Source organism: Rhizobium sp. AC44/96, assembly GCF_001692185.1.
GTDB lineage: Bacteria > Pseudomonadota > Alphaproteobacteria > Rhizobiales > Rhizobiaceae > Rhizobium.
Genome location: NZ_LXKO01000001.1, coordinates 62,474 through 86,789, shown reverse-complemented (window position 1 = coordinate 86,789; position 24,316 = coordinate 62,474). Strand labels below are relative to the sequence as shown.

Annotated in this window: 26 protein-coding genes; 15 read left to right on the top strand and 11 right to left on the bottom strand. The window is 61.0% G+C overall.

Annotated features, from left to right (window positions below):
• Positions 1-9: 9 nt before the first annotated feature.
• The 7 genes from A6U87_RS00390 to trmB all read left to right on the top strand — a co-directional run bounded on the left by A6U87_RS00390 (position 10) and on the right by trmB (position 7,107).
• Positions 10-1,062 (top strand): PhoH family protein, encoded by a 1,053-nt coding sequence (locus tag A6U87_RS00390; RefSeq protein ID WP_065689276.1) that lies wholly within the window; start codon positions 10-12, stop codon positions 1,060-1,062.
• Complete coding sequence (gene ybeY, locus A6U87_RS00385; RefSeq protein WP_065689275.1) at positions 1,062-1,577, top strand: rRNA maturation RNase YbeY; 516 nt, start codon at positions 1,062-1,064, stop codon at positions 1,575-1,577. The genes A6U87_RS00390 and ybeY overlap by 1 nt, the downstream gene beginning before the upstream one ends.
• Positions 1,574-2,725, top strand: a complete 1,152-nt coding sequence (locus tag A6U87_RS00380; protein WP_065689274.1) for a hemolysin family protein — start codon at positions 1,574-1,576, stop codon at positions 2,723-2,725. The genes ybeY and A6U87_RS00380 overlap by 4 nt, the downstream gene beginning before the upstream one ends.
• Positions 2,726-2,803: 78 nt before the next feature.
• Entirely contained in the window at positions 2,804-4,405 is a 1,602-nt protein-coding gene (gene lnt, locus A6U87_RS00375; protein ID WP_065689273.1) for an apolipoprotein N-acyltransferase, read from the top strand.
• A gap of 151 nt (positions 4,406-4,556) precedes the next feature.
• Positions 4,557-4,976: a helix-turn-helix domain-containing protein gene (locus tag A6U87_RS00370; protein ID WP_065689272.1), complete on the top strand. Its 420-nt coding sequence runs from the start codon at positions 4,557-4,559 to the stop codon at positions 4,974-4,976.
• A gap of 181 nt (positions 4,977-5,157) precedes the next feature.
• Positions 5,158-6,396, top strand: a complete 1,239-nt coding sequence (metK, locus tag A6U87_RS00365; protein WP_065689271.1) for a methionine adenosyltransferase — start codon at positions 5,158-5,160, stop codon at positions 6,394-6,396.
• Between the two features lie 9 nt (positions 6,397-6,405).
• Positions 6,406-7,107 (top strand): tRNA (guanosine(46)-N7)-methyltransferase TrmB, encoded by a 702-nt coding sequence (gene trmB / locus A6U87_RS00360; protein ID WP_065689270.1) that lies wholly within the window; start codon positions 6,406-6,408, stop codon positions 7,105-7,107.
• A gap of 14 nt (positions 7,108-7,121) precedes the next feature.
• On the opposite strand, the gene A6U87_RS00355 is transcribed toward trmB, so the two are convergent.
• The 3 genes from A6U87_RS00355 to A6U87_RS00345 form a co-directional block, all read right to left on the bottom strand.
• Positions 7,122-7,841 carry a carbon-nitrogen hydrolase family protein gene (locus tag A6U87_RS00355; RefSeq protein WP_065689269.1) on the bottom strand — a complete coding sequence of 240 codons (720 nt, stop codon included), beginning with the start codon at positions 7,839-7,841 and terminating at the stop codon, positions 7,122-7,124.
• Positions 7,842-7,940: 99 nt separating this feature from the next.
• Complete coding sequence (locus tag A6U87_RS00350) at positions 7,941-8,198, bottom strand: DUF1150 family protein (RefSeq protein ID WP_065689268.1); 258 nt, start codon at positions 8,196-8,198, stop codon at positions 7,941-7,943.
• 49 nt (positions 8,199-8,247) lie between these two features.
• On the bottom strand, positions 8,248-8,679 hold the full coding sequence (locus tag A6U87_RS00345; RefSeq protein WP_065689267.1) for an Hsp20 family protein: 432 nt from the start codon (positions 8,677-8,679) through the stop codon (positions 8,248-8,250).
• Between the two features lie 251 nt (positions 8,680-8,930).
• Here A6U87_RS00345 and A6U87_RS00340 point away from each other — a divergent pair, with 251 nt between their 5' ends.
• Positions 8,931-9,875 carry a nucleoside hydrolase gene (locus tag A6U87_RS00340; RefSeq protein ID WP_065689266.1) on the top strand — a complete coding sequence of 315 codons (945 nt, stop codon included), beginning with the start codon at positions 8,931-8,933 and terminating at the stop codon, positions 9,873-9,875.
• Positions 9,876-9,920: 45 nt separating this feature from the next.
• On the opposite strand, the gene grpE is transcribed toward A6U87_RS00340, so the two are convergent.
• Positions 9,921-10,541 (bottom strand): nucleotide exchange factor GrpE, encoded by a 621-nt coding sequence (grpE, locus tag A6U87_RS00335; RefSeq protein ID WP_065689265.1) that lies wholly within the window; start codon positions 10,539-10,541, stop codon positions 9,921-9,923.
• A gap of 194 nt (positions 10,542-10,735) precedes the next feature.
• Here grpE and A6U87_RS00330 point away from each other — a divergent pair, with 194 nt between their 5' ends.
• Positions 10,736-11,170, top strand: a complete 435-nt coding sequence (locus A6U87_RS00330; protein WP_065689264.1) for a GFA family protein — start codon at positions 10,736-10,738, stop codon at positions 11,168-11,170.
• Between the two features lie 12 nt (positions 11,171-11,182).
• On the opposite strand, the gene hrcA is transcribed toward A6U87_RS00330, so the two are convergent.
• Positions 11,183-12,271: a heat-inducible transcriptional repressor HrcA gene (gene hrcA / locus A6U87_RS00325; protein WP_065689263.1), complete on the bottom strand. Its 1,089-nt coding sequence runs from the start codon at positions 12,269-12,271 to the stop codon at positions 11,183-11,185.
• Positions 12,272-12,452: 181 nt separating this feature from the next.
• Here hrcA and rph point away from each other — a divergent pair, with 181 nt between their 5' ends.
• The 4 genes from rph to hemW are packed head-to-tail and all read left to right on the top strand — an operon-like array spanning position 12,453 to position 15,449.
• On the top strand, positions 12,453-13,172 hold the full coding sequence (gene rph, locus A6U87_RS00320; RefSeq protein ID WP_065689262.1) for a ribonuclease PH: 720 nt from the start codon (positions 12,453-12,455) through the stop codon (positions 13,170-13,172).
• The gene (locus A6U87_RS00315; RefSeq protein WP_065689261.1) at positions 13,169-13,585 is read left to right on the top strand and encodes a VOC family protein; all 417 of its coding nucleotides are present in this window, start codon (positions 13,169-13,171) and stop codon (positions 13,583-13,585) included. Before rph ends, A6U87_RS00315 begins: the two co-directional genes overlap by 4 nt.
• 8 nt (positions 13,586-13,593) lie before the next feature.
• On the top strand, positions 13,594-14,238 hold the full coding sequence (rdgB, locus tag A6U87_RS00310; RefSeq protein WP_065689260.1) for an RdgB/HAM1 family non-canonical purine NTP pyrophosphatase: 645 nt from the start codon (positions 13,594-13,596) through the stop codon (positions 14,236-14,238).
• Between the two features lie 8 nt (positions 14,239-14,246).
• Positions 14,247-15,449, top strand: coding sequence for a radical SAM family heme chaperone HemW (gene hemW / locus A6U87_RS00305; RefSeq protein ID WP_065689259.1), 1,203 nt, complete (start codon positions 14,247-14,249; stop codon positions 15,447-15,449).
• A 7-nt stretch (positions 15,450-15,456) separates the two neighbouring features.
• Here hemW and A6U87_RS00300 read toward each other — a convergent pair whose 3' ends face one another.
• Entirely contained in the window at positions 15,457-16,374 is a 918-nt protein-coding gene (locus A6U87_RS00300; RefSeq protein ID WP_065689258.1) for a DMT family transporter, read from the bottom strand.
• A 209-nt stretch (positions 16,375-16,583) separates the two neighbouring features.
• Here A6U87_RS00300 and gcvA point away from each other — a divergent pair, with 209 nt between their 5' ends.
• On the top strand, positions 16,584-17,468 hold the full coding sequence (gcvA, locus tag A6U87_RS00295) for a transcriptional regulator GcvA (protein ID WP_065689257.1): 885 nt from the start codon (positions 16,584-16,586) through the stop codon (positions 17,466-17,468).
• Between the two features lie 298 nt (positions 17,469-17,766).
• A complete protein-coding gene (gene fhuF / locus A6U87_RS00290) occupies positions 17,767-18,516 on the top strand; it encodes a siderophore-iron reductase FhuF (protein ID WP_065689256.1) in 750 nt (249 codons plus the stop codon).
• On the opposite strand, the gene A6U87_RS00285 is transcribed toward fhuF, so the two are convergent.
• The 5 genes from A6U87_RS00285 to mutM form a co-directional block, all read right to left on the bottom strand.
• Positions 18,513-19,595: a saccharopine dehydrogenase family protein gene (locus A6U87_RS00285; protein ID WP_065689255.1), complete on the bottom strand. Its 1,083-nt coding sequence runs from the start codon at positions 19,593-19,595 to the stop codon at positions 18,513-18,515. The two genes, fhuF and A6U87_RS00285, sit on opposite strands and share 4 nt — an antisense overlap.
• A 134-nt stretch (positions 19,596-19,729) precedes the next feature.
• Positions 19,730-21,280 carry a chromosomal replication initiator protein DnaA gene (gene dnaA, locus A6U87_RS00280; RefSeq protein ID WP_065689254.1) on the bottom strand — a complete coding sequence of 517 codons (1,551 nt, stop codon included), beginning with the start codon at positions 21,278-21,280 and terminating at the stop codon, positions 19,730-19,732.
• 826 nt (positions 21,281-22,106) lie between these two features.
• Positions 22,107-22,385, bottom strand: coding sequence for a 30S ribosomal protein S20 (rpsT, locus tag A6U87_RS00275; RefSeq protein WP_065689253.1), 279 nt, complete (start codon positions 22,383-22,385; stop codon positions 22,107-22,109).
• Positions 22,386-22,570: 185 nt separating this feature from the next.
• Positions 22,571-23,344 carry an enoyl-CoA hydratase gene (locus A6U87_RS00270; RefSeq protein ID WP_065689252.1) on the bottom strand — a complete coding sequence of 258 codons (774 nt, stop codon included), beginning with the start codon at positions 23,342-23,344 and terminating at the stop codon, positions 22,571-22,573.
• A gap of 23 nt (positions 23,345-23,367) precedes the next feature.
• On the bottom strand, positions 23,368-24,258 hold the full coding sequence (mutM, locus tag A6U87_RS00265; protein WP_065689251.1) for a bifunctional DNA-formamidopyrimidine glycosylase/DNA-(apurinic or apyrimidinic site) lyase: 891 nt from the start codon (positions 24,256-24,258) through the stop codon (positions 23,368-23,370).
• Between the last annotated feature and the right edge of the window lie 58 nt (positions 24,259-24,316).

Genomic DNA, 24,316 nt, shown 5'->3' with positions numbered 1-24,316 from the left:
CTCGACCGCTTGAACGGACAAGAATTGGTTTCTTCTTCACCGCGCCACCCACGCATCGCGAGCGACGCCAATCACTTTATACTGACGTTCGAGAACAATAGGTTCGCCAGCGAGTTGTTCGGCCAATTTGACCAGAACCTCAAGCTGCTCGAGGAGCGCCTGAACATCGACGCCCGAGCGCGTGGCAACTCCGTCGTGATCTCCGGGGACATCGTCACCACCAATCAGGCGCGCCGCACGCTCGACTATCTCTATGAGAAGCTTCAGAAAGGCGGCAGCGTGGAACGATCCGACGTCGAGGGTGCCATCCGCATGGCGGTTGCCGCTGACGACCAGCTCAGCCTGCCGACGATGGAAAAGAAGGCCAAGTTGACGATGGCCCAGGTCTCGACGCGCAAGAAGACCATCATTGCCCGCACGCCGACGCAGGACGCCTACCTCAGAGCGCTCGAACGCGCCGAGCTGGTGTTTGGCTGTGGTCCGGCCGGTACCGGCAAGACCTATCTTGCCGTGGCCCATGCGGCTCAGCTTCTGGAGCGCGGCGTGGTCGAGAAGATCATCCTGTCGCGTCCGGCTGTCGAAGCCGGCGAACGCCTGGGCTTCCTGCCCGGCGACATGAAGGAAAAGGTCGATCCGTACCTTCGCCCGCTCTATGACGCGCTTTACGACATGATCCCGGCCGACAAGGTCGACCGTGCGATCACCGCCGGCGTCATCGAAATCGCGCCGCTTGCCTTTATGCGCGGTCGTACGCTTGCGAACGCCGCCGTCATCCTCGACGAGGCGCAGAACACGACGTCGATGCAGATGAAGATGTTCCTGACGCGTCTTGGCGAAAACTCTCGCATGATCGTGACTGGTGACCCCAGCCAGATCGACCTGCCGCGCGGCGTCAAATCCGGCCTCGTGGAAGCCCTGCAGCTTCTGAACGGGGTCGAGGGCATCTCGATCGTCCGCTTCAAGGATACGGACGTCGTCCGTCACCCGCTCGTCGGACGCATTGTCAGGGCCTACGATTCCACTTACGCAGTGCCATCCGAAGAGGTTAGCCGGCAGGACTGATGGCGGAACTTGATATCCAGATCAGCGTCGAGGAGGGCCAGTGGCCCTCCGAAGACGTCTTGCATGCATTGGCGGACCGCGTATTGGAGACGGCCGCGACCTATCTGCGCGAGACCGAGAAGCAGCCATTTCCGAAAATGATCCCCGAGGTCTCGCTGGTTTTCACCGACGACGCGTCGATCCAGGACATCAATGCTGAATGGCGGGGCAAGGACAAGCCGACCAACGTGCTGTCGTTTCCGGCATTCCCGGTCCAGCCCGGCAAGGTCCCCGGCCCGATGCTCGGCGACATCATCATCGCCAGAGAGACGGTGGAGCGCGAGGCAACCGAGCTTGAGAAGAGCTTCGACGACCACCTGACGCACCTGATGGTGCACGGATTCTTGCATCTTTTCGGCTACGATCATAATAATGACGCGGAAGCCGAAATTATGGAGGGGCTGGAGACTCGCATTTTGGCGGCACTCGGCCTATCTGACCCATACGAGGGTCAAGACCTTAAAATGGAACCATGAGCGACTTTACGACGAGACCGGCCCCTGAGGCCAAGGACGCCGACCAATCCTCCTCTTCCGACGAGGGTGGCAGTAGTAGCAGGCAGTCCGGACGATCCCAATCCTTCTGGTCGCGCGCTGCACGCATCCTGAGGCCGCAGCAAGGCTCGCGTCTTCGCGAGGATCTGGCTGACGCGCTGATGACGGATGCAGCCGGCGACGATGCCTTTTCGCCCGACGAACGGGCGATGCTGCACAATATCCTGCGCTTCCGCGAGGTTCGCGTGGCCGATGTCATGGTGCCCCGCGCCGACATCGAAGCCGTGGATCAGAACATCACCATCGGTGAGCTGATGATCCTGTTCGAGGAATCCGGCCGCTCCCGTATGCCTGTCTACGCCGAAACGCTGGACGACCCGCGCGGCATGGTCCACATCCGCGATCTGCTTTCCTACGTCGCCAAGCAGGCGCGCAACAAGCGCCGCAGCGGCACGAAAACCGTCAAGGCAGCCGAGCCGATCGTCGAGGTATCGCCCGAGCACCTGCAGAAGACGCCTCGCGTGGCCAAGCCGAATTTCGATCTTGCCCGCGTCGATCTGCAGAAGACTGTCGCCGAGGCCGGCATCATCCGCAAGATCCTGTTCGTTCCGCCGTCGATGCTGGCGTCCGATCTGTTGCGCCGCATGCAGGTCAACCGCACGCAGATGGCGCTTGTCATCGATGAATATGGCGGCACCGACGGCCTCGCTTCGCATGAGGATATCGTCGAGATGGTGATCGGCGACATCGACGACGAGCACGACGACGAAGAGGTCATGTTCAAGCGCATTTCGGAAGACGTCTTCGTTGCCGACGCGCGCGTCGAACTTGAAGACATCGCCGAAGCGATCGGGCCCGACTTCGACATCACCGAGCAGGTAGACGAAGTCGACACCCTGGGCGGGCTGATCTTCTCCGAACTCGGACGCATCCCGGTGCGTGGCGAGGTCGTTCAGGCCCTGCCCGGCTTCGAGTTTCACATACTCGATGCCGATCCGCGCCGCATCAAGCGGGTCCGCATCACGCGCAAGCGTCAGGCGATCCGCCGCCGTATCAAGACCGACGGGGACGGCGCGTCGGGTCCGGAGCACGGCGACGAACGGCAATCGGAAGCCCCCACGACAAACTGATCGGCGCCTACCACGACAAATGGCGGCTTTTTTGAAAGACTGCGAACACAATTGATTCGTGGCTTGGTGGGAGTGCGCATGGAGCGGCTTGCGGACAGGGTGATCCTGGCCTGGGGTTTCAAGAGAGTGCTGCTGGCGATCCTTGCCGGCGCTTTCGGGGTATTGGCGCTTCCGCCGATCGGCTTCTTCGCCGCGATGTTCGTTTCCTTCACGTTGCTCGTGTGGCTGATCGACGGTGCGGCCGCCTCTCCGCACAGCAGCCTGATCGGTCGGCTCTGGCCGTCCTTCGTCACGGGCTGGCTGTTCGGCTTCGGCTACTTCGTTGCCGGCCTCTGGTGGCTCGGCCATGCCCTGATGATCGATGCCGACGCCTTTGCCTGGGCGCTTCCGCTCGCGATCTTCGGACTGCCTGCAGTGCTCGCGATCTTCTACGGCCTTGCTACCGCGCTTGCCCGCATCCTCTGGTCCGATGGCGTAGGACGCATTGCAGCGCTTGCCGCGAGCTTCGGGCTGCTGGAATGGGCTCGCAGCGTGCTGTTTACCGGCTTTCCCTGGAACGCGATCGGCTATGGGATGACGCCCGTGCCGCTGATGATGCAAACGGCGCACATCATCGGCATCATGGGGATCACCGCACTTTCGGTTTTCATCTTCGCCGCGCCGGCGCTTCTCGGCACCAAACAGGGCGCCAGATTCGGCGTTTCTCTGGCTGTGCTGCTGTTTGCGGCGCATCTCGGCTACGGCGCCTATGTGCTTTACGGCGCACCAAAACCGGCAGCGGCAACCGTGGCAGGTCCGGTTATCCGGCTCGTCCAGCCGATGATCGAGCAGACCGCCAAGATGGATACCGACGGCGATCGTGCCGTCATCTTCGAAAAGCACCTGAAGCTCTCCGCCGAGCCTCCGCAGGATGGCGGCAGGAAACCCGACATCATCGTCTGGCCGGAGACGGCGATCCCGTTCATCCTGACGGACAACCAGGACGCTCTCACCCGGATCGCCGATACGCTCGACGACAATCAGGTACTGATTGCCGGCGCCGTCCGGGCCGAGGACATGGGGCCAGGCAACGCGCCACGCTACTACAATTCGATCTATGTCATCGACGGGCGCGGCCAGATCGTCGCCGCCGCGGACAAGGTGCATCTCGTGCCGTTCGGCGAATACATGCCGTTCGAGAGCGTGCTGAACGAATTCGGCATTCAGAACATCGTCGAGATGCCCGGCGGCTTTTCCGCTGCCGCCACGCGACAACTGCTGACGCTGCCCTCGGGCATGAAGCTCTACCCGCTGGTCTGCTACGAGATCATCTTCCCTGACGAGATGGCCGGCGACATCGCCTCGGCGTCAGCCATCCTGAACATCACCAACGATGCCTGGTTTGGTGCGACACCGGGGCCTTACCAACACTTCCAGCAGGCGCGCGTGCGCGCGGTGGAGACCGGGCTACCGCTGATTCGCGACGGCAATAGCGGCATTTCGGCCGTCGTAAACGCCCGCGGCGAGATAATCGCCGGGCTTGGGCTTAATAAAACGGGCTTCGTCGACGCAACCATTGATGGAGTGGGGTTTACGAGCAATCCTGCATATACGCGCCAGAGGTACTTCTGGTTGATCGAAATACTCTTGTTTGTAATTGCAGCCGTTTCGCGCTCCGGTTTAGTTTTCAAGCGGAATTGACCGAAAACCCCTAAAATTGCATAGTGGTTGCGATCGGCGTTCTTAACGTATGTTTCAAAGAGATAGATCAAGGCTTTGCAACGTGGCGTTTTGGGGATGGGTTTGGGCATGCCGGTTTGAACAAGGTTGAAAATTTTTGTTAGGCAGGACCATGATTGAAAATAAGAAGAAGCCAAACCCGATCGACATCCACGTTGGCAGCCGGATTCGCCTTCGACGCACAATGCTTGGGATGAGCCAGGAAAAGCTGGGCGAAAGTCTCGGCATCACCTTCCAGCAGATCCAGAAATACGAAAAGGGCACCAACCGCGTCGGTGCCAGCCGTCTTCAAAACATTTCCAGCATTCTCAACGTACCGGTTTCCTTCTTCTTCGAAGATGCACCGGGCGAACATTCCGGCGCGCTCACGGGCATGGCCGAGGCTTCCAGCTCCAACTACGTCGTCGACTTCCTGTCGTCCTCCGAGGGGCTTCAGCTCAACCGCGCCTTCGTCAAGATCACCGACCCGAAGGTCCGTCGCAAGGTCGTGGAACTGGTCAAGGCTCTGGCTGCCGAAGCCGACAGCGAATAATCATCAGTAAGAATACCGACTAAAACGAAAACGGCCTAAATGGCCGTTTTTTGCGTTTCTAGGGCAAAATTTGCCACTTAGCCGCAGATATAAAGATATATTTATGTCCTTCTGCGCTTGTTTTTCGTGAGCGGACTCGATACCAACTAGGCAGCTTTTGTTCTTTGAGGGGAATCCCGAGATGCGCGCCAATTACCTCTTCACCAGCGAGTCAGTAGCCGAAGGTCACCCGGACAAGGTGTGTGACCGGATCTCCGACGAGATCGTGGATCTGGTCTATCGCGAAGCCGCGAAGACCGGCGTAAACCCGTGGGGCGTCCGTATCGCCTGCGAGACGCTCGCCACCACCAATCGTGTCGTGATCGCCGGTGAAGTTCGCCTGCCGCCGAGCCTGATGAAGAAGGACAAGGACGGCAACGACGTCATCAACCCGTCCAAGTTCAAGGCAGCGGCCCGCCGCGCCATCAAGGACATCGGCTACGAGCAGGACGGCTTCCACTGGAAGAAGGCGAAGATCGACGTGCTGCTGCACTCGCAGTCGGCCGACATCGCCCAGGGCGTAGATAACGCCGCCGACCAGCAGGGCGACGAAGGTGCCGGCGACCAGGGCATCATGTTCGGTTACGCCTGCAAGGAGACGCCGGACCTGATGCCGGCGCCGATCTACTACTCGCACAAGATCCTGCAGCTGCTGGCAGTCGCCCGCAAGAAGGGCGACGGCGACGTCGCCAAGCTCGGCCCGGATGCCAAGAGCCAGGTGACCGTTCGCTACGTCGACGGCAAGCCGGCCGAAGTAACCTCGATCGTTCTCTCCACCCAGCACCTCGACGACAGCTGGGACTCCAACAAGGTTCGCGCGGTTGTCGAGCCTTACATCCGCGAAGCCCTCGGCGACCTGCCGATCGCCAGCGATTGCAAGTGGTACATCAACCCGACCGGCAAGTTCGTCATCGGGGGCCCTGACGGCGACGCCGGCCTGACCGGCCGCAAGATCATCGTTGACACCTACGGCGGCGCTGCTCCGCACGGCGGCGGCGCCTTCTCCGGCAAGGACACGACCAAGGTCGACCGTTCGGCCGCCTATGCCGCGCGCTACCTCGCCAAGAACGTCGTGGCAGCCGGCCTTGCCGATCGTTGCACGATCCAGATCTCCTACGCGATCGGCGTTGCTCAGCCGCTGTCGATCTATGTCGACCTGCATGGCACCGGCAAAGTAACCGAAGACCAGGTCGAAGCGGCGATCCGCAAGACCATGGACCTTTCTCCGACCGGCATTCGTCGTCACCTCGACCTCAACAAGCCGATCTACGCCAAGACTTCGGCTTACGGCCATTTCGGCCGCAAGGCAGGCCGTGACGGTTCGTTCTCCTGGGAGCGCACGGATCTCGTGAAGGCCCTCAAGGAAGCTGTGAAGGCTTAAGGCAGAGCAATGACCGATATGGAACGCCGTGGCCGCGCGACCGAAGCCTTTTTCGGTCGCCGCAAGGGAAAAGCGCTTCGCGGACAACAGGCGGAGAAGCTGAATACCCTGCTGCCGGCGTTCATCATCGATCTCTCGGCGGCTCCCCCGGAGCCGCTGAACGCACTCTTTCCCGTCGCGACCAATCGGCTCCGGTTGGAAATCGGTTTCGGCGGTGGTGAACATCTGATCCACCGCGCGGTGGAGACACCGAGCACGGGGTTCATCGGCGTCGAGCCGTTCGTCAATTCGATGCAGAAGCTGCTGTCGAGCGTTGACAATGCCGGCGCCAGGAATATCCGCGTCTTCAACGACGATGCCACGCAGCTGCTGGATTGGCTACCGGACGGTTCGATCGACCAGATCGACCTTCTCTATCCCGATCCGTGGCCGAAGCGAAAGCACTGGAAGCGCCGGTTCGTGTCGAAGACCAATCTCGATCGCTTTCACCGCGTACTGAAGCCAGGCGGCCTGTTCTGCTTTGCGTCCGACATAGACACGTACGTCAACTGGACGCTGCTGAAGTGCCGCGATCACGGTGGCTTCGAGTGGATGGCCTCCAATGCGGCCGATTGGCTCACGCCCTATGAGGGCTGGCCGAGCACGCGCTACGAGGCGAAGGCCCGGCGCGAGGGACGCTCCTCCGCTTACCTGACGTTCAAGCGCGTCTAGGGCAGCATCCGGCGTCAGCCTATATCCAGCATGATGACGCCCTCCGCACACTCCTCAGCCTTCTTGACGACCGTCCCATCGGGCCGGACGGCGAGTGTGCAGCCGTAGCTCATCCAGCCAGCGCCATTCGTTCCGACGACATCGGATGACACGACCCAGCACCCGGTCCTGATGGCGCAGGATCGGAGGCTCTCAATTGCCGGCTCTCGCCAACGCTCGACCTTGTGTTCCTCAAGCATCATGTTCAGCGGCGCACAGACAAGCGTGGCTCCCTTGGCCACCAGACTGTCCGCAAGCGCCGGCTTCCTGAAATCGCTGCAGATGTTGATCCCGAAGGTTTGCGACCTGCGGCGCCATACGGGAAACTCGTCTCCAGCCGTGCAGCCGTCCTCCAGCGGGTTGGCCTTGGCGTAGACGCCGAGGAGCTCGCCGCCTTCCACGAGCATGGCACTGTTGTACACCTGATCACCGCGCCGCTCGAAGAAGCCGACGATGGCCGTCGCGCGGGTCGGACGCAGATGCTCCAGACATTTCAGAAAGCTGCCGCCGTCCGTCGCCAGAGCGCGGCGTTCAATGATCGAACGGTCGTAGCTGTGGCCCTGCAGATAACATTCCGGGAAAAGGGCGAGATCGACATTGTTGTCGTCTGCCCATCGCAAGTCGCACAAAAGCGTTTGTGCCGCCCTCTCCACGTCATCGAAAATCGGGAACCGCTGGAAAGAGGCTATGCGCATGCAAGGCTGTTTAGCACGAGTCTCCATCGCTATAAAAGCGGGAGCCCAGCCAACCGTGGACACGCGTTCAGTCGCGTGGCCACCGGAGCAGCGCCTTGGTTAGTGCAGGCTTACCGTCTTCAGCTCATCCTCCGCAGCCTTGAAGAAGGTGCTGGAGCGATTGTCCGTGAGCAGGATCGGCGTACCATCGGCGCCGAAGAGCGCCCAGAGGTCAACACTCGGATCGATATCCGGCGCTTCGGGAAAGCACCTGGACACTTCTTCAGAGCGTATTTTTCGGATGTAGGCGACCTCGCCGTTGCCGATTCCGGCAAGTTCGGTTTTGGTCAGGTGCGAATTGGCTTCTTTCATCAACATTTCCTGTACCTCCATGAGAAGGGACCAACGGCTCAAGTGTGCCGTTGTCCTACTGTGAGACCGAAATGTTAATTTTCTTCACCATACGGTCCGGTTCCGGACGAATGAGGTCCACAGACAGCAAGCCATTCTTCAAGCCGGCGCCGAGAACCTGCATGCCATCGGCCAGCACAAATGTGCGTTGAAACTGACGCGCCGCTATGCCGCGATAGAGATATTCACGCTCACCCTGATCGACCTGGCGGCCGCGGATCACCAACTGATTTTCCTCGACCGAGACGTCAAGTTCTTCCTCGCCAAAGCCGGCAACCGCAAGCGTTATGCGCAGCCGCTCAGGCGTATTCGACACGCGGTCAGCGGCCATGCGTTCGATATTGTACGGCGGATATCCATCACTGGCCTTGGAAATCCGCTCGAGCGTCTTCTCCATGGCGTCAAAGCCCAAAAGAAGCGGGCTGGCGAAAGGCGTAATGCGGCTCATCGTTCTCAAGTCCTTGATCCAAGCGACCTAACCAGACCTGAACGTCAGCATCCGGGTACTGCTAATATGGGAAGCCGGGCGTGCGCGCGCAAGGCAAAGCTGCTGCATTCGATGACTGCAGCCCACGCTTGACAAAGACCGCTGCGCCTCGCATCAAAACGGGCCCGTACCGGCTGCGCCGATTTGCTACGGGAAAATAAACAAACGGTGCATGCCAGGAAGACGCGCACCACGAGGATGGAACGACCGGAATGGCAGACCCAAGAAAGATCATTATCGACACGGACCCAGGTCAGGACGATGCTGCTGCGATCATGCTCGCATTCGGCAGCCCCGAGGAACTCGAAGTCCTCGGCATCACGACCGTTGCCGGCAACGTGCCGCTCTCCTACACGAGCCGCAACGCCCGCATCGTCTGCGAACTCTGCGGCAAGACCGACACCAAGGTTTTCGCCGGTGCCGACAAGCCGATCGCGCGCAAGCTGGTGACGGCGGAGCATGTGCACGGCAAGACGGGCCTCGACGGCCCGACGCTTGACGAGCCGACCATGCCTCTCCAGGCCCAGCACTCCGTCGACTTCATCATCGAAACGCTCCGCAACGAGCCGGCCGGCACGGTGACGCTCTGCACGCTTGGCCCGCTTACCAACGTCGGCATGGCCTTCCAGAAGGCGCCCGATATCATCCCGCGCATTCGCGAGCTGGTGATGATGGGTGGTGGCTTCTTCGAAGGCGGCAACATCACGCCCGCAGCCGAGTTCAACATCTACGTCGATCCCGAAGCAGCCGACATCGTGTTCCGGTCCGGCGTCCCGATCGTGATGATGCCGCTCGACGTGACCCACAAGCTCCTGACCCGCAAGGACCGCGTCAAACGCATGGCGGACCTCGGAACGCGTCCCGCCATCGCTATGGTGGAGATGCTTGAGTTCTTCGAGCGGTTCGATATCGAAAAATACGGTTCGGACGGCGGCCCGCTGCACGACCCGACGGTCGTGGCCTACCTGCTCAAGCCTGAGCTCTTCCAGGGCCGGGACTGCAACGTGGAAATCGAAGTGAAGTCGGAACTGACGGTCGGCATGACCGTGGTCGACTGGTGGCACGTGACCGATCGCAAGCGCAATGCCAAGGTCATGCGCGACGTCGACGCGGACGGCTTCTTCGATCTGCTGATCGAGCGCTTCGCCCGCATCTGATCTAGACGCTGAGAAATCAGGCCCGCGAAAGCGGGCCCGATGGAATCAGGCATCTTTCTGGTCGAATATCGAGTTCACGTCGGCTTCGACGACCTTCGGGCCGCCCTTGGCGACACCGACCATGGCGGGACGGAGAACGCGCTCCCCGATGGTGAAGCCGGCCTGCACGACCTGAACGACCGTATTGTTCGGAACATCGGGGTTCGGAACCTCGAACATCGCCTGATGGAAATTCGGGTCGAACTTCTGGCCAACCGGCTCCAGCTTGCGCACACCATGGCGCTCCAGAGCAGACAGCATCGAACGCTCGGTCATCTCTACGCCTTCGATCAGCGTTGCGAGACCGGCATCTGCCGCTTCCCGGACATCAGCTGGAATGGCCTCGAGCGCGCGGCGGAGATTGTCTGATACAGCCAGCATGTCGCGGGCAAAGCCTGCTACGGAATAGGACTTCGCATCCTTGACTTCGCGCTCGGTACGGCGGCGAAGATTGTCCATGTCGGCAGCCAGCCGCAGATAGCGATCCCGCAGTTCGGCGTTCTCCGCCTTCAGCTGATCGAGCGGATCCGGCTGCGGCGCAGCCTCAGCCACGGTTTCGTTTTCGACGTTCGCAGCGGTATCGGCCGCCGCTGCGTCCGGTCCGTTCTTCGTCGTTTCGTCAGTCATGACGTTCTCCGGTCATTGGTGTCTTCTTGGATGTGCCCGATATCGAGCTTTGGCCGGCAAAAATCAAGTCTGCGTGACGAAGAACCCGGAAATGCGGGCGGATCGAGTTTGCCCGATCGCCATGCATTCTCATTTCATGCAATCCTTATATTGGTATATATTTATGGTCTCACCGCGGTTTTCAGGAGCCCCCAATGACCGATCAGGCAAGCTATAAAGGAAAGTGCTTCTGCGGCATGGTTGCAATCGAGGTCAGGGGGGAGCCGGTCGCGATGGGCTACTGTCATTGCAACTCGTGCCGGGAATGGTCGGCAGGGCCGATCAACGCCTTTACACTCTGGACGCAGGGCGCTGTGCACGTCACCAAGGGCGGCGAGCACATGGAGGCCTATCAGAAGAGCGACACAAGCGTCCGGAAGTTCTGCGAGCTTTGCGGCGGGCATCTGCTGACCGAGCACCCGTTGTGGGGCGTCACGGACGTCTACGCAGCGGTGATCCCGAGCCTGCGCTACACTCCCACTCTGCATGTGAACTACGCCGAGACGGTGTTTCGCGTGAAGGACGGGCTTCCCAAGTTCAAGGACATGCCGGCCGAAATGGGCGGCTCCGGCGAGCTCCTGCCGGAATAGCCGCCTTCGCGATCAGATGCCGGAACGCGACATTCTCGAGATAAGTTGGGCGGTGTAATCCACCATCGGTACGATGCGCGAGTAATTGAGCCGTGTCGGGCCAATGACGCCCACCGCGCCCACGATGCGATCGTCGTTGTCGCGATAGGGCGCGACGATCAGCGACGACCCGGACAGTGAAAACAGCTTGTTTTCCGAACCGATGAAGATGCGCACGCCCGGACCGCTCTCCGCCAGATTGAGCAGCTCGATCAGGCTGTCCTTCTTCTCCAGATCGTCGAACAGCATGCGCAAGCGATCGAGATCGTCAGCGCCCACAAGCCCTTCGAGCAGGTTCGACCTGCCGCGAATGATGAGTTGAGCGGGCTTGCCTTCATCCGCACTGCCGGACCACACGGCAACGCCGCGCTCGACGAGATCCTGCGACAGCGTATCGAGTTCCTGGCGCACGTTGTCCTTCAGCTTGCTGAGCTGATTGCGCAGCTCCGGAAGCGTCTGACCTGTCATGTGGGCATTGAGGAAGTTTGCCGCCTCGATCAGCTGCGAGGACGTCACGCCTGCCGGCAGCTCGATAATGCGGTTTTCGACCTGGTCGTGATCGCCGACCAGAACGGCGAGCGCCTTGGTCGGCTCAAGGCGAATAAACTCGACATGCTTCAGTACCGGATCGCTCTTGGAGGTGATGACGAGCCCGGCGCCGCGGGAAATGCCCGACAGCATCCGGCTCGCCTCGTTCATCATCGTTTCCATCGGATTGTCGCGATTTCCCGCGCGCACCTGGCGATCGATGTTCGCACGTTCCTCAGCCGTGAGGTCGCCGACCTGCATGAAGGCATCGACGAAGAAGCGCAGGCCCAGTTGCGTCGGCAACCGGCCGGCGCTCACATGCGGCGAGTAGATGAGGCCGAGTTCCTCCAGATCGCTCATGACATTCCTGACGGATGCCGGCGAAAGCGACATGGGAAGAATGCGCGAGAGATTGCGGGAACCCAACGGTTCTCCGCTTTCGAGATAACCTTCCACGATGCGGCGAAAGATTTCCTTCGAGCGTTCGTCCAGTGCAGCCACTGCATCCGAAACCGACGTCGATCTGAACTCCATGAATTCTTGCGCACCTGTGCTGACGATGATCGGACAAAATATAGCCAATCTCCGCGTGCTGGCAAAAGGGAAATTGCAAATGAGCGCCGCCAATCGTAGAAGCGGTCAACAACATAAAAGCGCGTGTGACGCCGTTTGCCATTCGCTTCGTACTTTTCGCGTCATGCCCCAGGAGAATAGAATGCGGCCATCAGGCAGAAAAACCGATCAAATGCGCAAGGTTTCCTTCGAGCGCAACTTTTCCAAGCATGCCGAAGGCTCCTGTCTGGTGAAATTCGGCGACACGCACGTGCTCTGCACGGCGAGCCTTGAAGAAAAGACGCCGCCGTGGCTGCGCAACACCGGCAAGGGCTGGGTCACCGCGGAATACGGCATGTTGCCGCGCGCCACCGGCGAGCGCATGAAGCGCGAAGCTGCGGCCGGCAAGCAGGGCGGACGCACGCAGGAAATCCAGCGCCTGATCGGACGGTCGCTTCGCGCCGTGGTCGATCTCAAGGAACTGGGCGAACGCCAGATCACGCTCGATTGCGACGTCATCCAGGCCGACGGCGGGACGCGCACCGCGTCGATCACCGGTGCCTGGATCGCGCTCTATGACTGCCTGAAGTGGATGGAAAGCCGCAACATGATCAAGGTCGAGCGGGTCCTCAAGGACCACATCGCCGCGATCTCCTGCGGTATCTTCGCCGATCAGCCCGTCGTCGATCTCGACTACCTCGAGGACTCTTCGGCCGAGACCGATGCCAACTTCGTCATCACCGGTGCCGGCGGCATCGTCGAGATCCAGGGTACGGCAGAAGGCAAGCCTTTCAGCGAGGAAGAGTTTGCATCGCTGCTGGCGCTGGCCAAGGCAGGCATCAGCGAACTCGTCGACCTGCAGAAGCAGGCCATCGCCGGATGAACGACATGCTGGAAGGCATGCTCGAGACCGCGCTTTACGTGGACGATCTCGACAGGGCCGAGGCCTTCTATGAAGGCGTGCTCGGACTGGCAAAGATCACGCGGGCGGGCAACCGGCATGTCTTCTTTCGCTGCGGCCCCGGCGTTCTCCTGATCTTCAACCGTGAGGAAACGATCAAGCCGCCGGATCAGCATTCGCTGCAGGTACCGCCACATGGCACGAACGGCGCGGGGCATGCCTGCTTTCGCGTCTCCGCCGAAAACCTGGACCGGATTGCCAAGCTGCTGACCGACGCAGGCGTCGCGATCGAATCCGAGGTGCGGTGGCCGCAGGGCGGCCGATCGATCTACTTTCGCGATCCCGCGGGTAACAGTCTGGAATGTGCCGAAGCCAGAATTTGGGGCATCGAATAGGATATCCAATGCGCAAGCTTGAGACCAAGACCATCGTCGTGGCCAGCCACAATGCCGGCAAGATCCGGGAAATCCAGGACCTGATCGGACCTTTCGGCTTTACCGCCAAGTCGGCGGCCGAACTCAATTTCATCGAACCGGATGAAACAGGCACGACCTTCGAGGAAAACGCGACGATCAAGGCGCTGGCCTCGGCACAAGCATCGGGCCTTCCGGCACTCTCCGACGATTCAGGCCTCGTGATCGACGCGCTCGGCGGCGATCCGGGCGTCTACACCGCCAACTGGGCCGAGACGGCCGATGGCACACGTGATTTCGCCATGGCGATGGAGAAGGTAGAGACCGCGCTCAAGGCAGCCGGCGCGACGAAACCCGAACAACGCACGTCCCGCTTCGTCAGCGTGCTGTGCTTGGCCTGGCCGGACGGCCATACGGAACTGTTTCGCGGCGAAGTCGAGGGAACGGTCGCATGGCCACCGCGCGGCAGCCAGGGTTTCGGCTACGATCCGGTCTTCCAACCGGCAGGCTATGAGACTACCTTTGGCGAGATGAGCGCGGAAGAAAAGCATGGCTGGAAGCCGGGCGATGCCCAGGCGCTCTCACACCGCGCCCGCGCCTTCAAGATTTTCGTCGAAACCTGCCTGGAAGCATAAGGGCGATCGTGGACACCTTGGAACAGCCGAACCTGCTGCGCAATGCCCCTCTCCTGCCCGATACCGGCGAGCCCGGTTTCGGCGTCTACGTGCATTGGCCGTTCTGCGCCGCCAAGTGCCCCTATTGCGATTTCAACAGCCATGTCCGCCATCAGCCGGTCGATCAGGAGCGCTTCACCGCCGCCTTCCTGAAAGAAATGGCAACGATGCGCCAGATGAGCGGACCGAAAACGGTCACCAGCGTCTTCCTCGGGGGCGGCACGCCGTCCCTGATGAACCCATCGACGGTGGCAGCCATTCTCGACGGCATTGCAGCCGCCTGGCACATGCCTGATGGCATCGAGATCACTATGGAGGCCAATCCCTCCAGCGTCGAGGCAGACCGCTTCCGCGGCTATCGCGCGGCGGGCGTCAATCGCGTCTCGCTCGGCGTCCAAGCCCTGAACGATCGCGACCTGAAGTTCCTCGGTCGGCTGCACGACGTCGCCGACGCGCTGAAGGCGATCAAACTGGCGCGCGACATCTTCCCGCGCATGTCCTTCGACCTGATCTATGCCCGGCCCAACCAGACGGTGGAGGAGTGGGACGCCGAGCTGAAGCAGGCGATCTCCTATGCCGTCGACCACCTGTCGCTCTATCAGCTGACGATCGAGGAAGGCACGCCGTTCTTCGGATTGCATAAGGCCGGCAAGCTGATCGTTCCTGATGGCGAGCAATCCGCGCTGCTTTATGAGGCGACGCAGGAAATTACCGAGCGCGAAGGCATGCCGGCCTACGAGGTTTCCAACCACGCACGGCCGGGCGCCGAAAGCCGGCATAACCTCACCTACTGGCGCTACGGCGATTATGCCGGCATCGGCCCGGGAGCACACGGACGCCTGACGCGCGGGAACGCCAAGATCGCGACCGCCACCGAGCGCAAGCCGGAGGCCTGGCTTGATCTGGTGGAGCGCGGCGGACATGGCATGCTGGACGAGGAAGTGCTCGGCTATGAGGAGCAGTCGGACGAACTGCTACTGATGGGGCTGCGGCTGAAGGAGGGCGTCGATCTCGCCCGCTGGCAGCAGCTTTCCGGACGGGACCTCGATCCAAAGCGCGAAGAGTTCCTGCTGCAGCACGGCTTCGTCGAGCGGATCGGCAATTCGCGCCTACGCTGCACGCCATCCGGCATGCTCATCCTCGATTCCGTCGTCGCCGACCTCGCCTGCTAGGCGAGGTCTAGGCCGGTCTTTTACGGCCGAAGGGCATCAACCGTCCGTCGATCGCCGCGAGGCCGAGGGCGATCATTGCCATGCCGATCAGATGTTTGGCCTGCAACTGTTCGCCCAGCACCAGCGCTCCCAGCAGAATGGCGCTGACGGGGATGAGGAAGGTGACGAGCATGAGGTTGGTTGCGCCCGCGGTCGACAAGATCCGGAAGAACAGGACGTAGGCGATTGCTGTCGACAGCAGGGCGAGCCCGAGCAGCGCCATCCAAGTCTCGGACGACGGTGCTGCCAGCGTCCATGGCTGATCGACGATCAGCGCGATCGGTAGCATGAGGATGGTCGAGGCCGTGACCTGCCCGGCCGCCGGTAGCAGTGGCGCCATGCCCATCTGCCGGAAACGGCGACCAAATATCCCTGCAAAAGCATAGGATAGCGCGGCGCCGAGCACGGCGAGCTGTGCGAGCACGTTGGAGCCGAGGTCTCGCAGCACATCGAAGCCGATCATGTAAGCGACGCCGGCAAAGCCGACGAGCACGCCGAGCAGTCGATTGCCGGTCATCTTCTCGTCTGCGGTCAGCAGGTGGGCAACAACCACGCCGAAGAGCGGGGTCGTGGCGTTGAGGATGGAGGCAAGGCCGCTCGCGATATGCGTCTGCCCCCAGACGATCAGGCAGAAGGGGATCATGTTGTTGAGGATGCCCATGCCGAAGAAAGCGGCCCAGGACTTCCCGTCGCGCGGCATGACGTGGCCGGTTGCCCGGACGATGACGTTGAGCGCGATCGCCGCGATCAGCACGCGGCCGGTGACGATGGTGAAGGGCGGCAGGGTCTTGACCAGAATGCCGTTGAAGAGGAACGACCCACCCCACAGTAGGGAGAGCACCAGCAACATTCCCCATTCCGCAAGACCCATCTGTTTCTGCTGCATGTCATCGTCTCCTCCGCTCGATACCCAAGCTGTACGTCGCTATTGCGACGGGTGCCACCCGATTGTTGCGCGCCATTCAATGAGCGAATTATTCTCGCTCTATCGGCATTTGCGATTCCGATTGATAGCCGCCTTTATGCTGATATTATTTCGACAAATTGGGCACGACAAACGAGTCTTTTCGGCCTACGCTTTAGGTGAGCTAAATCATGAGCGATTATCTCCCATCCTTGTCCGCCCTTCGCGCCTTCGAGGCCGCCGCGCGCCATCTCAGCATGACGATGGCGGCGAAGGAACTCAACGTCACGCCGGGTGCGATCAGCCTTCAGGTTCGCGATCTGGAAGCGGCGCTGGGCGTGCAGCTTTTTGAACGCAAGACACGCGCGCTCGCACTGACCACGGAGGGCGCGGACTACTTTGCGACGCTGCGGGCCGCATTCCGCCTCGTGCGTGAGGCAACGGCTGCCATTACCACCCGCGCTCGCGGCGCCTTCCTCACGGTCACCTGTACCGCCGGTTTTGCGACCCACTGGCTGTTGCCGAGGCTCAGGGCATTCGAGGACGCGCATCCCGAAATCGACGTGCGGATCAGCACCTCGCATCGCGTTCTCGACTTCGCACACGATGGAATAGACCTCGCCATTCGCCATGGCCTTGGCGGCTATGACGGCCTGATCAGCGAAAGGTTGGTGGACGACGAACTGACGCCGGTCTGCGTGCCGGCGCTGGCAGCAGCACTTGGCGAAGCGCCAACACCCGACCGGCTTGCCGCCCTCACCCTGATCCACGACGTCTACCGACGAGACTGGCAGCTCTGGCTGGAGGCCGCCGGCGCCACCGGTGTCGACGGCAACAAAGGGCCGGTCTTCACCGACGGCAGCGGCGCCTTCGACGCCATGAAATCGGGTTCGGGCATTGCGTTGATGCGCCGCTCATTCCTGGCTCGCGAGCTGGAGGATGGGACGGTTGTGGCGCCTTTTTCGCTCGGCCTGTCCAGCCGCCTCGCCTACCATCTGGTTTATCCCGGTCTGGCGCTCGAGCGGCCAGCGGTCGCAGCGTTCCGTCGCTGGCTGCTATCCCAAGCGCATGGCTGACCGGCTGCTGCAGTTTCGCATGCAGGAATAAAAGTTGAGTTCCTTACTCGCATTTCATCTTCCCTCGGCCGCCTTTGTTGACTAATACACTCAGCATATCGCTCGCATGAGGATGCTGGGATCCAGATCGATGACCATTCGCAGATTGACGATCACATCGCTGCGGCACGCGGCCGGGAACCGTACCGTGGGCCTGAGGAATGATCCGCCTTCTCTGGAAGGACTGCGGCAGGCTTGCTCTCTTGCCGGACAGCCGCCAAGACGCGCTGTCACCACAACCCGGCGCAACGCCTGAACAATGGCGAGCGCGTCCCAACGGAAAATCGATTGTAGCGACCAGCCGTGCGGCCTGTCACCGGCCTTTTCCGGCGAACACGACTGGTGCCGGGACCGCATGATGCTAACGGCAGATCTCGCCGATGGCCTACCTCTCCTGGAGTTTTTTGACGGCGATGGCTTTCAGCAGGCGATCGACCGCTATGCAGAGCACTGCGGCGGCAGCGACAGACGGGCCGTCGTCTCGATGTGGTCGCTCTACTACTTCTCAGCCCTGGCCATTCCCTATCTTATCGCCCGCAGGTTGGCCGCGCAGGCGCTGCCGGTAGCCTTTGGTGACATGACCATCGCCTTGGCGGAGAACGGGCTACCACGCGCGTTCGGCGTGCTGCATGAGGGACACGGGCAAGCCCCGAACGCAGGTGACGATTTCGACGCCGTTGGGCCGCTGCTCCAAACACATCTGGGCGAGGCCGTTACTCGACTGAAAGCCTGCGGCATCTCGGCCAAGCTTTGCTGGAACAATGCGGCAGTATACGTCAACTATGCACTGCGCCTGACCAGCGGAGATGCGGCGACGATATCCGACCTGCCTCTGTTCGTCCGAGGCTGCCTGCCGGATGGCGGCGTGAATCCGTTCTGCGGCTGCGTTCAGCAGGTCGAAGAGGGCGGCGAGCGCGTCGCCCGCCGCAAGATCTGCTGCCTGCGCTACATGCTCCCCGGCGTTCCCAGTTGCGGCAAGACTTGCGCGCTGCCAAGCCAAAGGGGTTAGCGGTGGCTTGAGGCCCCGGTCTTGAACAGGCCGCCGGTCGGGGTCTGCACGAACATGTCCAGCGGAATGTGCTCCTGGTGCAGAAAACCCGACGACGGCAGCAGCCCGTCGCGGACCATCTCGATGACTGCCACGACGGAGGCCGAGGTCGTCCAGGCGATGGCGGTGCGGCGAGCGCCTGCTATCTCGAGCGGATAATAGGCGCGAACAAACTCCTTGCGGCGCAGGTTGCCGTTTTCCGTGCCTTCGGCAGCCACATGGACGTAGACGACATCGTCTTCCACGGGCGGCTTGGCATTGGTGAGGATCTCGCCAGCAAGCTTGCGCCTGTCGCGCATCAGCAGTTCGTGGAAGAAAAAGTTCATCAGGTCCATATGGCCGGGATAGCGCATGGTCTTGTAATCGAGGTTCTCGACCCTCCCGAGCAGCGTATCGCACATGGTGCCAAGGCCGCCCGATGTCGTGAAGGCTTCCAGCTTGACGCCCTCGACGTAGATTGTCTCATGCCACTCCATCGGCGAGACGAGTTTGCGGACGCCGCCCTCGATGACCTCGCAATCGTTGAGGTATTCATTGACGACGCCTTCCGGCGACCAGTTGAAGGCATAGCCGAGGAGGCCGGTCGGATGTTGCGGCAAGGCACCGACACGCATGCGGATCGAGCGGCAACGATCGAAACCGTCCGCCAGGCTTGATCCGACGATGCCGACAAAACCAGGTGCTAATCCGCATTGCGGCGCCATCAACCCGCGCGCGGTCTTCGACAGTTCGATGATGAAGTTGGTGGTCGGCACGTCCTCGGTCAGATCGAAGTAGTTGATGCCGGCCGTATGGGCCGCGCGCGCGAGTTCCATGTTGAGATGATAGGGCAGGCAGGAGAGCACGGCTTCGACACTCGACAGCAATTCCCCCATCACCGCCCTGTCGGAAATATCGCCGCTCCGGCATTTGAAGGGCAGGTCTCCCACCGGCAGCTGCGCATCGACGCCGATCACCTCGAAGCCGCCTTCATGCAGAAGCGTCGCTGCCAGTCGGCCGACCTTGCCCAGGCCAACGACGGCAATTTTCGTGAACGTCATGGATCCCTCCCCTGAACACCGTGTCTCCTCCCACGGCGGACGCTTGTACGCATGCGGTATCAAACAAAGGGATTGAAACAGAAAACGGCCAGGATTGCTCCTGGCCGTTGTTCTTTTTGATCGAAAGCGCCCGACTATTCGTTGATAAGGCGCTTCAGAAGCTCGATTTCGTGCGAAAGCTTGGTATCGCCGGAAATCAGCTCTTCAATCTTGCGGACGGCGTGCAGCACCGTCGTATGGTCGCGACCGCCGAAACGGCGACCGATCTCCGGGAACGACCGCGGCGTCAGTGTCTTCGACAGATACATGGCGATCTGGCGCGGCTTGACGATAACGCGCGTGCGGCGGTTCGAGACCAGCTCCTGGCGCGAGACGTTGTAATGCCGTGCAACGATACGCTGGATGTCTTCGATGCGAACGCGACGCGGCTCGCCGGAGCCGACGAGATGAGCCAACAGCTCGTCCACACGCTCGATCGACAGGTTCGGCTCGAAGGAACGACGGAACAGCAGCTGGTTGAAAGCGCCCTCAAGTTCGCGGCCGCTTGCAGTGATGCTGCGTGCCACGTGGTTGAGAAGTTCCGGCGAAATCTCCAGAGACGGATCTTCCATGCGTGCCACGTCGAGGCGACGCTTCAGGATTTCGAGACGCATCTCGTAGTCTGGTCCATCGAGTTCGATCGCCACACCACCCTGCAGACGCGAACGGACGCGAGGATCGAGGGATTCCAGCTCCCAAGGCGCGCGGTCGGCAGCAACGACGACCTGCTTGGCGCTGTCGAGCAGCATGTTCAGGAGATGGCAGAACTCGTGCTGGATCATCTTGCCCTGCAGGAACTGCATGTCGTCGATGATCAGAAGGTCGATGTTGCGCAGCGAGTCCTTGAGCGTCAATGCATCATTGTCGCGGATCGCGGTTGCGAAGCGCCACATGAAGTATTCCGCCGTCAGATAGACGACGCGCAGCGCCCGGGGGTTCTGCACGGCTGCATTGGCGATTGCCTGCAGCAGGTGGGTCTTGCCGAGGCCGACAGTCGAATGAACGAAGAGCGGATTGAAGCGCACAGCGCCCTGGCCGGCTTCGGCAATGGTCTTGGCCGCAGCAAGGGCAACGCGGTTCGAGCTGCCCTCAACGAAGGTATCGAAGGTGAACCGCGAGTCCAGCGGAGAGCCGAAAAGCGGCTGTCCCGACATGGACGGGCGCGCTGCAGCCGCAGCTGCAACAGTATTCTGGACAACCTGGCCCGCCTGCTGGGCGACCGGACGACGGATCTGCGAAACCGAGGAGGCCGGTTCCTGGGCAACCGCTTCGTCGGCAGGCTTGGCGGTACCGCGCGCCGCGGTACGGACAAGGATTTCCACCTTGAGAATTTCAGCGTCCTCGGCCTGGAACAGGCTGGTGATCAGATCGAGATAGCGATTGTTGATCCAGGACTTCAGGAAGGTCGTGGGTACGGTGAGACGCACGACGCTTTTGGATACCGAATGCAATTTCAGCCGGGCAAACCAGCTTGCATAGACATCAGGACCGACTTGAGCTTTCAGGCGTGCGCTAACGCGCTCAAATAATATGCCATTCTTCATGTCTCCCTTTTCCCCCGCCGCTTCCGGGCAAATAGAGCCAAACGCCTGCGAAGTCTTGTCCTCGTTATCCAAAACATTCGCCGCCATTGAATTCATGTGCATTATGCCGCCTTCCAATTCGACCGGGCGGCCTTAAAATCCGTCGCCCGATTATTTCCCCGCTATGGCCAGATCATGGCGCCCTCATGCACCACTATCGACCGGTTCACTCCAACGCCTGCCTCAATACATGAGGCGACTAGCGAGAGGCGCTGGGAACCCGCATCATGCAGCTTCCGTTTCGCTTCCCGTGCCGGTGGTCGTCCCTCGTCCCTACGACCCCAACATGCCTGCGCTTCTTCGTCCGTCCTTCTTCTCAGCGCACACAGATCCTCGTTCCGCGGTCGCCACAACCACAGTTCGAACTGTACCAGTGCGTGAGAAGCCGGAGGCCAAAGCTCTCCGTAACAAAAGACACAAAGCAATCAGCCTGCCGACGTGGCAGTCTTAGACCAAGCCTTTAAACAGGTGATGTCCGAGCCCCTTGTTGACCGGCATTTAGGCAGGATCGTGGACGGAGATCAACGATGAATTTTACGCAAAATTAAGAGCGGCCGGTTGACTCCGGCGGCACATTTAGGGCGTCACGCTGCCGTCAAAAAAGAATCGCTTTTGAATCAAGGAGATTCCCGAAACTGGTAATTTGGACACGCATAAAAAGAAAAAAAGAAAAAAGCTTCTTGACTCGTTTTAGACGCCGCAACGGAAGGTCTGAGTCGTGAAGGCTGAGAGCATCCTGACGCAAGCCGTTGTTTTTACTCGTTTTTTTATGTCATCCACCCGACACGAATTCGTCGCTGAATTAACCATAGGCTTGTCAGATCGCGGAATCGAAAAAGCCCGACAAAGTTGCCGGGCTAATCATAACGATAGGCTTCTTAACGAAAGATTACGCGGTCGCTGCGACCGAGAGAGCCTTCACACGAGCTGCGAGGCGCGAGACCTTGCGGGATGCCGTGTTGGCGTGCAGGACGCCCTTGCTTGCTGCGCGGGCCAGTTCCGGCTGCGCGGCGAGGAAAGCTTCCTTTGCCTTGGCAGCATCACCGGATGCGAGTGCCTCTTCGACCTGGCGAACGAAAGTACGAACGCGCGAGCGACGAGCCTTATTGACGTCGGTACGGCGGGCGATCTTGCGGGTCGCTTTTTTCGCCGAAGTTGTATTGGCCATGGATGCCTCTCTAAGAATTCGAACAAACTCCACCATTACCGCGGGCCCTGCGGCCACTTCATACAGCAATGCGGGAGCATAATCGGAAAACCGGAGTGGCTTCCCGAACCTTGGGCGGGCATATAACCCTAAAGCCGAGCGGCGTCAACGCGCATTTTCAAGGAAACTCCGCCTTTATCCAAGGCTCACCGGTTCTTGAAGGCCGGCTTACGCTTTTCGATAAAGGCTGTCATCCCTTCCTTCTGATCGTCCGTGGCAAAGAGACTATGGAAAAGACGGCGCTCAAAACGCAGCCCTTCCTCCAATGTCGTCTCCAGCGCGCGGTTGACAGCCTCCTTGGCCATCAGCACGGACGGACGCGATCGCGAGGCGATCTTTGCCGCCGCTTCCAGCGCCTCGTCGAGCAGCCGCTCGGGTGCCACCACACGCGAAACGAGTCCTGCGCGCTCGGCTTCAGCCGCATCCATCATGCGGCCGGTCAGGATCAGGTCCATCGCCTTCGACTTGCCGACCGCGCGCGTCAGACGCTGGGAGCCGCCCATGCCCGGAATGATGCCGAGGGTGATCTCGGGCTGGCCGAACTTGGCGGTCTCCGAGGCGATGATGAAATCGCACATCATGGCAAGCTCGCAGCCACCGCCCAGTGCAAAGCCGCTGACCGCGGCAATGACCGGCTTGCGGACCTTGGCGACGTCGTCCCAGCCGCTCATCAGATCGCGGCTATAGACGTCGGCATAATCCAGCGGCTGCATCTCTTTGATATCGGCACCGGCGGCGAAGGCCCGCTCGGAACCGGTCAATACGATTGCGCCAATGCTGTCGTCGGCCTGAAAGGCGGCATGCGCGCGCAGCAATTCGTCCAGCACGGTCGAGTTCAGCGCGTTCAAAGCCTGCGGCCGGTTCAAGGTGATCAGGCCCACCGCTCCGCGCGTTTCAACGATCAGCGTTTCATAGGACATGGGCTTCCTCCCGGACGGACTGACTATTTCTGGCAGACCGGGCAATAGAAGGTCGAGCGCCCGGCCTGGACGATCCGGGCGACCGTACCGCCGCAGCCCGGTGTGCGGCAAGGTAGACTTTCGCGGTCATAGACCGAAAAGGAATGCTGGAAATAGCCGAGCGAGCCATCCGTCTGGATATGATCGCGAAGTGACGAACCGCCAGCCTTGATCGCATCGGCAATGACATCGCGGATGGAAGAGACCAGCAGCTCCATCTGCTGGGTGGGCTTGCCCGTCTTCGTCACCAGGGTGGCTGCCGCCCGCGTCGGCTTCAAGTGCGAGCGCCACAGCGCCTCGCACACATATATATTCCCGAGGCCGGCAATATTCTTCTGGTCGAGCAGCGCGCTCTTCAGCGGCTGCGCCTTGCCGTCAAAGCGCCTGGCGAGATAGGCGGCGCTGAGTTCGTTGCCAGTCGGCTCCGGGCCGAGACCGAAGAGAAAGGGATTGATCTCGAGCGCCGTCCGCTCGGCCATGTCCATGAAGCCGAAACGGCGCGGGTCATTATAGATGACGCGGCTGGGGCCTGCCGGGCCTTCCAGATGGAAGATGGCGTGATCGTGTTTCTCGTCCTTCGAGCGAGGGTGATGAAACTCGGCGGGCGCCTCGGCGACCGGTCCCGTCTCGATGCGGAAGGATCCGGACATGCCGAGATGCGAGATGATGGTGGTTCCGTCGTCGAGATCGATCAGCAGATATTTGGCGCGGCGCCCGAGAGCGATGATCCTGCGGCCTGTCGCGCGGGCTTCGAGCCCTTCGGGAAACGGGAAGCGCAGATCCTTGCGGCGCAGCTCCAGCCTTGCGATGCGCGCACCTTCCATGGTCGGCGCCAGCCCGCGCCTGACGGTTTCGACTTCTGGCAATTCCGGCATCTTAACCCATCTATATCTAACATGTTTCAACCGTCGGCGTTGTGCGCTATAGCGCCAA

What these genes read in the sequence shown, in the direction of transcription:
- A6U87_RS00350 (WP_065689268.1), bottom strand. Translation starts at nt 8,198, where the DNA reads ATGTTGATGAAAGAAGCCAATTCGCACCTGACCAAAACCGAACTTGCC.
- A6U87_RS00330 (WP_065689264.1), top strand. Translation starts at nt 10,736, where the DNA reads ATGACCGATCAGGCAAGCTATAAAGGAAAGTGCTTCTGCGGCATGGTT.
- lnt (WP_065689273.1), top strand. Translation starts at nt 2,804, where the DNA reads ATGGAGCGGCTTGCGGACAGGGTGATCCTGGCCTGGGGTTTCAAGAGA.
- ybeY (WP_065689275.1), top strand. Translation starts at nt 1,062, where the DNA reads ATGGCGGAACTTGATATCCAGATCAGCGTCGAGGAGGGCCAGTGGCCC.
- A6U87_RS00380 (WP_065689274.1), top strand. Translation starts at nt 1,574, where the DNA reads ATGAGCGACTTTACGACGAGACCGGCCCCTGAGGCCAAGGACGCCGAC.
- A6U87_RS00300 (WP_065689258.1), bottom strand. Translation starts at nt 16,374, where the DNA reads ATGCAGCAGAAACAGATGGGTCTTGCGGAATGGGGAATGTTGCTGGTG.
- A6U87_RS00370 (WP_065689272.1), top strand. Translation starts at nt 4,557, where the DNA reads ATGATTGAAAATAAGAAGAAGCCAAACCCGATCGACATCCACGTTGGC.
- A6U87_RS00285 (WP_065689255.1), bottom strand. Translation starts at nt 19,595, where the DNA reads ATGACGTTCACGAAAATTGCCGTCGTTGGCCTGGGCAAGGTCGGCCGA.
- A6U87_RS00345 (WP_065689267.1), bottom strand. Translation starts at nt 8,679, where the DNA reads ATGAGCCGCATTACGCCTTTCGCCAGCCCGCTTCTTTTGGGCTTTGAC.
- gcvA (WP_065689257.1), top strand. Translation starts at nt 16,584, where the DNA reads ATGAGCGATTATCTCCCATCCTTGTCCGCCCTTCGCGCCTTCGAGGCC.
- trmB (WP_065689270.1), top strand. Translation starts at nt 6,406, where the DNA reads ATGACCGATATGGAACGCCGTGGCCGCGCGACCGAAGCCTTTTTCGGT.
- A6U87_RS00355 (WP_065689269.1), bottom strand. Translation starts at nt 7,841, where the DNA reads ATGCGCATAGCCTCTTTCCAGCGGTTCCCGATTTTCGATGACGTGGAG.
- rdgB (WP_065689260.1), top strand. Translation starts at nt 13,594, where the DNA reads ATGCGCAAGCTTGAGACCAAGACCATCGTCGTGGCCAGCCACAATGCC.
- A6U87_RS00270 (WP_065689252.1), bottom strand. Translation starts at nt 23,344, where the DNA reads ATGTCCTATGAAACGCTGATCGTTGAAACGCGCGGAGCGGTGGGCCTG.
- A6U87_RS00315 (WP_065689261.1), top strand. Translation starts at nt 13,169, where the DNA reads ATGAACGACATGCTGGAAGGCATGCTCGAGACCGCGCTTTACGTGGAC.
- metK (WP_065689271.1), top strand. Translation starts at nt 5,158, where the DNA reads ATGCGCGCCAATTACCTCTTCACCAGCGAGTCAGTAGCCGAAGGTCAC.
- dnaA (WP_065689254.1), bottom strand. Translation starts at nt 21,280, where the DNA reads ATGCACATGAATTCAATGGCGGCGAATGTTTTGGATAACGAGGACAAG.
- grpE (WP_065689265.1), bottom strand. Translation starts at nt 10,541, where the DNA reads ATGACTGACGAAACGACGAAGAACGGACCGGACGCAGCGGCGGCCGAT.
- rph (WP_065689262.1), top strand. Translation starts at nt 12,453, where the DNA reads ATGCGGCCATCAGGCAGAAAAACCGATCAAATGCGCAAGGTTTCCTTC.
- fhuF (WP_065689256.1), top strand. Translation starts at nt 17,767, where the DNA reads ATGGCGAGCGCGTCCCAACGGAAAATCGATTGTAGCGACCAGCCGTGC.
- hrcA (WP_065689263.1), bottom strand. Translation starts at nt 12,271, where the DNA reads ATGGAGTTCAGATCGACGTCGGTTTCGGATGCAGTGGCTGCACTGGAC.
- mutM (WP_065689251.1), bottom strand. Translation starts at nt 24,258, where the DNA reads ATGCCGGAATTGCCAGAAGTCGAAACCGTCAGGCGCGGGCTGGCGCCG.
- rpsT (WP_065689253.1), bottom strand. Translation starts at nt 22,385, where the DNA reads ATGGCCAATACAACTTCGGCGAAAAAAGCGACCCGCAAGATCGCCCGC.
- A6U87_RS00340 (WP_065689266.1), top strand. Translation starts at nt 8,931, where the DNA reads ATGGCAGACCCAAGAAAGATCATTATCGACACGGACCCAGGTCAGGAC.